Annotated in this window: 6 protein-coding genes; 5 read left to right on the top strand and 1 reads right to left on the bottom strand. The window is 65.5% G+C overall.

Going from position 1 to position 8,427, the window contains the following annotated elements; all coding sequences use genetic code 11:
* Nucleotides 1-8: 8 nt before the first annotated feature.
* The 3 genes from clpB to ilvN all read left to right on the top strand — a co-directional run bounded on the left by clpB (nt 9) and on the right by ilvN (nt 5,263).
* A complete protein-coding gene (gene clpB / locus HPA02_RS04060) occupies nt 9-2,591 on the top strand; it encodes an ATP-dependent chaperone ClpB (RefSeq protein ID WP_146801799.1) in 2,583 nt (860 codons plus the stop codon).
* Between the two features lie 456 nt (nt 2,592-3,047).
* Nucleotides 3,048-4,772, top strand: coding sequence for an acetolactate synthase 3 large subunit (locus HPA02_RS04065; protein ID WP_146801800.1), 1,725 nt, complete (start codon nt 3,048-3,050; stop codon nt 4,770-4,772).
* Complete coding sequence (ilvN, locus tag HPA02_RS04070; RefSeq protein WP_146801801.1) at nt 4,772-5,263, top strand: acetolactate synthase small subunit; 492 nt, start codon at nt 4,772-4,774, stop codon at nt 5,261-5,263. Before HPA02_RS04065 ends, ilvN begins: the two co-directional genes overlap by 1 nt.
* A 51-nt stretch (nt 5,264-5,314) precedes the next feature.
* On the opposite strand, the gene ilvY is transcribed toward ilvN, so the two are convergent.
* Complete coding sequence (gene ilvY / locus HPA02_RS04075; RefSeq protein WP_146801802.1) at nt 5,315-6,202, bottom strand: HTH-type transcriptional activator IlvY; 888 nt, start codon at nt 6,200-6,202, stop codon at nt 5,315-5,317.
* 191 nt (nt 6,203-6,393) lie between these two features.
* On the opposite strand from ilvY, the gene ilvC reads away from it, so the two are divergent.
* Both ilvC and pssA read left to right on the top strand, forming a co-directional pair.
* Nucleotides 6,394-7,410 (top strand): ketol-acid reductoisomerase, encoded by a 1,017-nt coding sequence (gene ilvC / locus HPA02_RS04080; RefSeq protein ID WP_146801803.1) that lies wholly within the window; start codon nt 6,394-6,396, stop codon nt 7,408-7,410.
* A gap of 162 nt (nt 7,411-7,572) precedes the next feature.
* Nucleotides 7,573-8,412: a CDP-diacylglycerol--serine O-phosphatidyltransferase gene (gene pssA / locus HPA02_RS04085; RefSeq protein ID WP_146801804.1), complete on the top strand. Its 840-nt coding sequence runs from the start codon at nt 7,573-7,575 to the stop codon at nt 8,410-8,412.
* Nucleotides 8,413-8,427: the final 15 nt, after the last annotated feature.

An 8,427-nucleotide genomic window follows, 5' to 3' on the forward strand; every position in this document is an offset into this window, starting at 1 on the left:
GGAGAGCGATGCGCTTCGAGAAATTCACCAGCAAGCTGCAGACCGCCATTGCCGAGGCCCAGTCCCTGGCGGTGGGGCATGGCCATAACCAGATCGATCCCGGCCACCTGCTGATGGCCCTGCTGGAGGCCCAGGACACCGGCATCAAGGCGCTGGTGCAGAAGGCCGGCGGGGACGCCACCAAGCTGCGCGGCGACCTCACGCAATACCTGGAGGACCTGCCCCGGGTCGGCCAGTTCGATGGCGAGGTGCAGCCCTCCCGGGACCTGGTACGGCTCTTCAACCTGGTCGATCGGGAGGCCCAGAAGCGCGGCGATCAATTTATCGCCAGCGAGCTGGTGCTGCTGGCGGCCCTGGAGATGAATCATGCGGTCAGCAAGCTGCTGGCCCGGGCCGGTCTCGAGGCCAAGGCCCTGAGCGCGGCCATCGACAGCCTGCGCGGCGGCGAGCGGGTCAGCGACGCCAACGCCGAGGAGAGTCGCGAGGCGCTGGAGAAGTACACCCTGGACCTCACCGAGCGGGCGGCCAGTGGCAAGCTCGATCCGGTGATCGGTCGCGACGACGAGATTCGCCGCACCATCCAGGTGCTGCAGCGGCGCACCAAGAACAACCCGGTGCTGATCGGCGAGCCCGGCGTCGGCAAGACCGCCATCGTCGAGGGGCTGGCCAGCCGCATCGTCAACGGCGAGGTGCCGGAGGGGCTCAAGGACAAGCGCGTGCTCTCCCTGGACATGGGCTCGCTGCTGGCCGGAGCCAAGTTCCGCGGCGAGTTCGAGGAGCGCCTCAAGGCGGTGCTCAAGGAGCTCTCCCAGGAAGAGGGCCGGGTGATCCTCTTCATCGACGAGCTGCACACCATGGTCGGCGCCGGCAAGGCCGAGGGCGCCATGGACGCCGGCAACATGCTCAAGCCGGCCCTGGCCCGCGGCGAGTTGCACTGCGTGGGCGCCACCACCCTGGACGAGTATCGCCAGTACATCGAGAAGGACGCGGCCCTGGAGCGGCGCTTCCAGAAGGTGCTGGTGGACGAGCCCAGCGAGGAGGACACCATCGCCATCCTGCGCGGCCTCAAGGAACGCTACGAGGTCCACCACGGGGTGGATATCACCGACGGCGCCATCATCGCCGCGGCCAAGCTCTCCAGCCGCTATATCACCGACCGTCAGCTGCCCGACAAGGCCATCGACCTGATCGACGAGGCCTCCTCGCGGATCCGCATGGAGCTCGACTCCAAGCCCGAGGAGATGGATCGCCTGGATCGCCGCCTGATCCAGCTGAAGATGGAGCGCGAGCACCTCAAGAAGGAGACCGACGAGGCCTCCAAGAAGCGCCTCGAGACCCTGGAAGAGCAGATCGAGGCGCTGGCTCGGGAGTACGCCGACCTGGAGGAGATCTGGAAGGCCGAGAAGGCCAGCATCCAGGGCGCGGCCCAGTTCAAGGATGCCCTCGACCGGGCCCGGGTGGAGCTGGAGCAGGCGCGCCGCCAGGGCGACCTGGGGCGCATGTCGGAGCTGCAGTACGGGGTGATTCCGGAGCTCGAGCGCAAGATCCAGGAGGCCGGGGAGGGCGAGACGGACACCGCCAAGCACCAGCTGCTGCGTTCCAACGTCACCGAGGAGGAGATCGCCGAGGTGGTCTCCCGCTGGACCGGCATCCCGGTGGCCAAGATGCTCGAGGGCGAGCGCGACAAGCTGCTGCGCATGGAGGAGGCGCTCCACGAGCGCGTGATCGGCCAGGACGAGGCGGTCAAGGCGGTGGCCAATGCGGTGCGCCGCTCCCGGGCCGGCCTCGCCGACCCCAACCGCCCCAACGGCTCCTTCCTGTTCCTCGGCCCCACCGGGGTGGGCAAGACCGAGCTCTGCAAGTCGCTGGCCAACTTCCTCTTCGATACCGAGGAAGCCATGGTGCGCATCGACATGTCGGAGTTCATGGAGAAGCACTCGGTGGCGCGGCTGATCGGCGCCCCCCCCGGCTATGTGGGCTACGAGGAGGGCGGCTACCTGACCGAGGCGGTGCGTCGCAAGCCCTACTCGGTGCTCTTGCTCGATGAGGTGGAGAAGGCCCACCCGGACGTCTTCAATATCCTCCTGCAGGTGCTGGAGGACGGCCGCCTCACCGACGGCCAGGGGCGCACCGTGGATTTCCGCAACACCGTGATCGTGATGACCTCCAACATGGGCTCGGACGTGATTCAGCGCCTCGGCGGTGACGATAGCCACTACGAGGAGATGAAGAGCGCGGTGATGGAGGTAGTGGCTAACCACTTCCGCCCGGAGCTGATCAACCGCATCGACGAAGTGGTGGTCTTCCACGCCCTCGGCCAGGAGCAGATCCAGGCCATCGCCGGCATCCAGCTCGATCGCCTGCGGGCGCGGCTGGCCGAGCATGACCTTCAGCTTGCGGTCAGCGACGAGGCCCTGGCCCAGCTCGCCGTGGCGGGCTTCGATCCGGTATTCGGGGCGCGGCCGCTCAAGCGCGCCATCCAGAGCCGTATCGAGAACCCCCTGGCCCAGGACCTGCTGGCGGGCCATTACCTGCCCGGCGACACCATCCATGTGGACGCCGAGGAGGGCCATCTGGTGTTCCACAAGTAACTATCGAGCGGTGTATCGAGTGTCGCGGGCCCACCCTCCGGGGTGGGCCCGCACGCTTTTGGGGATACTCGCGGCGAGAATTCTTGCCGAATCGGCCTGTTTGGACTACTCAAGCTCCCCTGGCGGTTGACAGCCTCGCGACGCTATTGGAATCTTGACGGTTCCTGATCGCGGGCGCGGACTCCGCTGGGCGACCCCCAGATACCGTGTGAAGGGTAGGCCGCAGGGCCTCTACCCGCCGAAGGACTTCCGGGTTCGGGCTATCCGCCCGGCCTGGCCAATGCCCCGACGCGGCGAACCGCCGCGATGAGAGTGCAGGCCCTAACCGGGCCCCATCAGCCAGGGTTTGGCATCAGGTGCCGGCATGGGCCGGCAGCGGCGTACCGCCGCACTCGAACTCCGCCACCGCTTGATGCGGTGGGGACTCGCACTCGAGACCTCCAGGGGAGAAACACAGTGGAACTGCTTTCCGGCGCCGATATGATCGCCCGCTTCCTCCAGGATGAGGGCGTCGAATACATCTATGGCTATCCGGGGGGGGCGGCGTTGCATATCTATGACGCCCTCTTCCGTCAGGACAAGGTCAAGCACATCCTGGTGCGGCACGAACAGGCCGCCACCCATGCCGCCGACGGCTATGCCCGGGCCTCCGGCAAGCCCGGCGTGGTACTGGTCACCTCGGGCCCCGGCGCCACCAATGCCGTGACCGGTATCGCCACCGCCTACATGGACTCGATTCCCATGGTGGTGATCTGTGGCCAGGTCATGAGTCACCTGATCGGCGATGACGCCTTCCAGGAGACCGATATCGTTGGGGTCACCCGCCCCATCGTGAAGCACAGCTTCTCCATCAAGCACCCCAGCGAGATTCCCGAGGTGCTGAAGAAGGCCTTCTACCTGGCCTCCACCGGCCGCCCCGGCCCGGTGGTGGTGGATATTCCCAAGGACATGACGTCACCCACCGAGCGTTACGAGTACGTCTATCCGAAGAAGGTCAAGCTGCGCTCCTATAATCCGGTGACCCGCGGTCATACCGGCCAGATCAAGAAGGCCGTGGAGCTGATGCTCAAGGCCAAGCGCCCGGTCTTCTACACCGGCGGCGGCGTGGTCAGCGGCGGCGCCAGCGAGGCCCTCACCGATCTGGTGCGGCGCCTGGGCTACCCGATTACCACCACCCTGATGGGCATCGGCGCCTACCCGCAGGGCGATCGCCAGTGCCTGGGCTGGCTGGGCATGCACGGCTCCTATGAGTCGAACATGGCCATGCACCATGCCGACCTGATCATCGCCATCGGCGCGCGCTTCGATGACCGGGTGACCAACAACACCTCCAAGTTCTGTCCCACCGCCAAGATCATCCACGTGGATATCGACCCCAGCTCGGTCTCCAAGACGGTGCGCGCCGACGTGCCCATCGTCGGCCCGGCGGGCAGCGTGATCAACGAGATGATCAGCCTGGTGCAGGGCAAGGAGATCGCCCATCCCGAGGCCCTCGGTGAATGGTGGCAGAAGGTCGATGGCTGGCGCGAAGAGCGCGTCGGCAAGCTCTACGAGCCCTCGGGGCCCGGCGAGAAGATCAAGCCCCAGGAAGTGATCGAGGCGATGTGTCGGGTCACCCGTGGCGAGGCCTTCGTCACCACCGACGTGGGCCAGCACCAGATGTTCGCGGCCCAGTACTACAAGTTCGACAAGCCCAACCGTTTCATCACCTCCGGCGGCCTCGGCACCATGGGCTTCGGCTTCCCGGCGGCCATGGGCATCAAGCAGAACTTCCCCGAGGATCAGGTGATCTGCGTCACCGGCGAGGGCAGCTTCCAGATGATGATGCAGGAGCTCTCCACCTGTAAGCAGTACGGGGTGGGGGTGAAAATCGTCAACCTGAACAACGCCTCCCTGGGGATGGTGCGCCAGTGGCAGGACCTCAACTACAAGTCTCGCCACGCCCACTCCTACATGGAGTCGCTGCCCGACTTCCAGAAGCTGATCGAGGCCTATGGGTTCACGGCGCTGCGGGTGGAGACCCTGGACGAGCTCGAGCCGGCGCTGGAACGCACCTTCGCCGACAAGCACGAGCTGGTGTTCCTCGATGTCCAGGTGGACCCCCGTGAACACGTCTATCCGATGCAGGTGCCCCTCGGCTCCATGCGCGACATGCTGCTTTCGAAGACGGAGCGAACCTGATGCGCCATATCATCTCGATCCTGATGGAAAACGAACCCGGCGCCCTGTCTCGCGTGGTGGGTCTCTTCGCCCAGCGTAACTACAATATCGAGACGCTGAACGTGGCGCCCACCGAGGATCCGTCCCTGTCGCGGTTGACCGTGACCACCGTGGGCGACGACCGGGTGATCGAGCAGATCACCAAGCACCTCAACAAGCTGATCGACGTGGTCAAGCTGGTCGACCTCACCGAGGGCAACCATATCGAGCGCGAGCTGATGCTGGTCAAGGTCAAGGCCCTGGGGGCCGCCCGCGACGAGGTGAAGCGCACCGCGGATATTTTCCGCGCGCAGATCGTCGACGTGACCGCCAGCCTCTACACGGTGCAGATCACCGGCGATGCCGGCAAATTGGACGCCTTCCTGCAGGCCATGGCGCCCATCGGCATCCTCGAGGTGGCACGCACCGGGGTGTCGGGGATTGCCCGCGGCGATAAGGTATTGTCCCTGTAAGCCTGACCGCCGTCAGACCACAAGCGCCGCCCCTCGGGGCGGCGCTTGCGTTTAGCGGGCCGCCACCTGCTGCCAGAGCGCCCTCAGCAGGGGGCTCTTCAGGCGGCGATGCAGCACACACAGGCCCACATCGTAGTGGGGCAGCTCCGGCTTGACCGCCAGCGGTCGCACCCGCGCCCGCAGCGGGCTGTTATCCAGCACGATCTGCGGCACCACGCCGATGCCGAAGCCCAGCCCCACCATGCTGACGATCGCCTCGTGGCCGGCCACCTGGGCATAGATGCGTGGCGTGATACCCAGCGCCTTGAACCAGGTGTCGGCATACTCCCGGGAGAGCCCCGACTCGGAGAGGATCATCGGTACCTCGGCCCAGGCCCGGGCCGAGGGCTCCTCGGGCGTGGCCGGCAGCCATGCCGGGGTCTCCCGGGGGGCGATAAACACCAGCGGCGAGCGGGTCAGCGACTTGAAGGCCAGGGCCTCGGGAGGCAGCCGGGGACGCGGGGTGATGGCCATGTCCTCCTCGCCGGCCAGTACCCGGGCCATGGCCTCCGCCGGGTCGCCGGTATGCAGCTTGAGCTCGATACGCGGGTGGTGGCGGCGAAACTCGCTGAGCAGCTCGTAGAGGAAGCTATAACTGGCGGTCACCGAGCAGTAGATGCTGATCTCCCCCTGCAGGGCCTGGCTCTGTTCCATCAGTTCGTGGCGTACCAGTTCCCACTGTTCCAGGGCCTCCCGGGCATAGGCCTGGAAGCGCAGGCCCTGAGGCGTCAGGGCCACGTGACGATTATCCCGTTCGAAGAGCGCCACCCCCAGGCTCTCTTCGAGCTGGCGAATGGTGCGGCTCAGGGTCGAGGGGCTGACATGGCAGGCCTCGCTGGCGCGGCCGAAGTGCAGGCCCTCGGCGAGGGCCAGGAACTGCTTGAGGGGGCGCATATCCATGGTGTTATTTCACAATTCGGTTCGTTGTATTGCAAATATAGCGTTTTACGCAACGCAGTGCGCGGCGTAGAGTCAAGCCATCGATCGGGCACGAGACCCGACGCCACAATCCCAGCGCCGCGTTAGACGGCGCGGGTGGCCATCGACGCTGACACCGCAACCACTACGGTCAACGACTCCAGGAGTGCACCATGCGCGTTTATTACGATAAAGATTGCGATCTCTCGCTGATCCAGGCCAAGAAGGTCGCCATCGTCGGTTACGGCTCCCAGGGCCATGCCCATGCCAATAACCTGAAAGAGTCCGGCGTCGATGTCACCGTGGCCCTGCGTCCGGGGTCCTCCTCCGCCGCCAAGGCCGAGGCCGCCGGTCTCAAGGTCGCCACCGTCGAAGAGGCCAGCCAGGCCGCCGACGTGGTCATGGTGCTGGCCCCGGACGAGAATCAGAAGGCCATCTACGAGACCCAGATCGAGCCGAACCTGAAGCAGGGCGCCACCCTGGCCTTCGCCCACGGCTTCAATATCCACTACAACCAGATCGAGCCGCGCAAGGACCTGGACGTGATCATGATCGCGCCCAAGGCCCCGGGCCACACCGTGCGCTCCGAGTTCGTCAAGGGCGGTGGTATCCCCGACCTGATCGCCATCCACCAGGATGCCTCCGGTTCCGCCAAGGAGCTGGCGCTCTCCTACGCCGCCGGCGTCGGTGGTGGTCGTAGCGGCATCATCGAGACCACCTTCAAGGACGAGACCGAGACCGACCTGTTCGGCGAGCAGGCGGTGCTGTGCGGCGGCGCCGTGGAGCTGGTCAAGGCTGGCTTCGAGACCCTCACCGAGGCGGGCTACGCCCCGGAGATGGCCTACTTCGAGTGCCTGCACGAGCTCAAGCTGATCGTCGACCTGATGTACGAGGGCGGCATCGCCAACATGAACTACTCCATCTCCAACAACGCGGAGTATGGTGAGTACGTGACCGGCCCCGAGGTGATCAACGACGAATCCCGTGCCGCCATGCGCAATGCCCTGAAGCGTATCCAGACCGGCGAGTACGCCAAGATGTTCATCAACGAGGGCGAGACCAACTACCCCTCCATGACCGCGCGTCGCCGCCTGAACGCCGAGCACGAGATCGAGCAGGTGGGTGCCAAGCTGCGTGGCATGATGCCGTGGATCGCCGCCAACCAGCTGGTGGACAAGTCCAAGAACTAAGCGCTTCGCGTGAGGTTCTGGAATGCGAGGGCGCGGCCATGGCCGCGCCCTCAGCGTTTCCGCCAGATGAGGCCGTCGTGTCGTATGAGCCTCCGCGGTGTGTAGAATAGGGGCAGCCGCCGGTCATCCGGCGGCTGCCCTTTCCGGTAATGGACGAGAACTATGAGTCAGGATTCCAGCAACACCGATCAGCGACGCGATGACCTCGCCGAGGAGGATATCGCCTCGGCCTTCCTTCGCGATACGGAGGTGGTCGAGGAGGCGGTGGAAGATGGCAAGAAGGTGCGGCGACGCGGCATCTACCTGCTGCCCAATCTGTTTACCACCTCGGCGCTCTTCTCCGGTTTTTTCGCGGTGGTGGCGGGGATCAATGGTGACTTCACCGCCGCGGCGGTAGCGATCTTTATCGCCATGCTGCTGGATGGCCTGGATGGACGCGTGGCGCGCATGACCAACACCCAGAGTGCCTTCGGGGCGGAGTATGACAGCCTCTCGGACATGCTCTCCTTCGGGGTGGCGCCGGCCTTGGTGGCCTTCACCTGGATCCTCCAGGACATCGGCAAGACCGGCTGGGTGGTGGCCTTCCTCTATGTCGCCTGTGCCGCCCTGCGCCTAGCGCGCTTCAATGTGCAGATCGGCAGCGTCGACAAGAAGTGGTTTATTGGCCTGCCCAGCCCCTCGGCGGCGGCCCTGGTGGCGGCCAGCGTCTGGACCTTCCATGATTTCGATGCCGATGCCCTCGGGTTCAAGCTGCTGATGCTGCTGGTGGTCGGCGCGGCCGGCGTGCTGATGGTCAGCAATATTCGCTACTACAGTTTCAAGGAGTTCGACTTCAAGGGGCCGGTGCCCTTCGTCGTGCTGCTGGCGATCGTGCTGGCCTTCGTGGTGATCTCGGTGCAGCCGTCGGTGATGTTGCTGCTGCTGTTCGGCGCCTATGTGATCTCGGGGCCCATGCTGGCGCTGATGCGCAAATTGAAGCGCCCGGCCAAGCCGGTGGGGTAGTCTCCTCGCATCCAT

Source organism: Bisbaumannia pacifica, from assembly GCF_007989625.1.
In the GTDB taxonomy this organism is placed as follows: Bacteria; Pseudomonadota; Gammaproteobacteria; order Pseudomonadales; family Halomonadaceae; genus Bisbaumannia; species Bisbaumannia pacifica.